The sequence below is a fragment of the Rhizobium sp. 25PS6 genome, assembly GCF_032464655.1.
Lineage (GTDB): Bacteria > Pseudomonadota > Alphaproteobacteria > Rhizobiales > Rhizobiaceae > Rhizobium > Rhizobium laguerreae.
Map to the genome: position 1 here is coordinate 1 of NZ_JAWDIV010000059.1, position 1,155 is coordinate 1,155.

The 1,155-nt window shown below is 63.1% G+C and carries 1 protein-coding gene; it reads left to right on the top strand.

The window, feature by feature from the left end; all coding sequences use genetic code 11:
• Positions 1-197 precede the first annotated feature (197 nt).
• Positions 198-1,136, top strand: coding sequence for an IS110 family transposase (locus RWK44_RS34765; RefSeq protein WP_168285141.1), 939 nt, complete (start codon positions 198-200; stop codon positions 1,134-1,136).
• The last annotated feature ends 19 nt before the right edge of the window (positions 1,137-1,155 follow it).

Sequence of the window (1,155 nt, forward strand, 5' to 3'; positions counted from 1 at the left end):
CCCTTGTATCTGCACGTTAGGAATTTCGTGCGATGGAAGCGATTGAGCCTCTGGCCGGGTGGCCACCCGGCCAGAGGCGTGACGAAGTCGCCCGCACCCCCTCCGGTTACAACCGTGGATGAGCCTGGGATCTTCGTCATCGTCACGTACGACCGAATAGTCGCTTGGCTCCAATCGCACGCACAAGGCAGGTTACCGTGAACAGAGTTATATGTGGAGTGGATGTTTCGAAGGACTGGCTGGATGCGTTTATCCGCCCGTCCGGGGTGTTTGAGCGCTTCAGCAACGATGCGGCCGGCATCGGCGCGCTGGCCGAGTTTTGCCGGGAGCATGGGGTCGAACTCGTCGTCATGGAGGCGTCGGGCGGCTACGAGCGGGCAGCCTTCCTGTTGTTGTGGGAGTTGGGGATTGCCTGCGCGCTGGCCAATCCGCGCCATGTGCGCCGCTTTGCCGAGGCCATGGGCTTTCTGGAAAAGACCGACCGCATCGATGCGGAGATGATCGCCCATTATGCCGAGGCCAAACGGCTGTCTGCCCTGCCGCCGCCGAAAGCCGCGCAGCTGCGGCTGTCGGCGCTGATGACGCGGCTTTCCCAGGTCACGCGCGACCTGATCGTCCAGAAGCAGCGCCGCAGTGCGGCCCGCGATGAGTCGATCGTGGCAAGCCTCAACGAGGTGATCGCGCTTCTGGTGCGCCAGAGCCGCACGCTCGAAGGCGAGATCGCCTCGATGATCGACGACGATCCGCTCTGGGCCTGCCTCAATCAGGCCTTTCGCTCGATCAAGGGTGTCGCCGACCGCACCGTTGCCCGGCTGATGGCCGAGCTGCCCGAGATCGGCCGGATCTCCAACAAGGCGATCGCCAAGCTGGCCGGCCTTGCGCCGATTGCCAACGACAGCGGCAAACGCAGCGGACCGCGACCGGTGCGCGGCGGGCGCTCCGGACCACGCGGCATCCTGTTCCTGGTCGCCGCCACCGCAGCCAGACACGATCCGCATCTGGCCGCTTTCAGGCAAAGGTTGCAAAGCGCCGGCAAACCCAAAATGGTCATCCGCATTGCACTCGCCCGAAAACTCCTGGTCATTCTCAATGCAAAAGCACGAGATGCGCGAAGAGAATTCGAACATGCAACTTGACACACCAGATAGTCGCTCA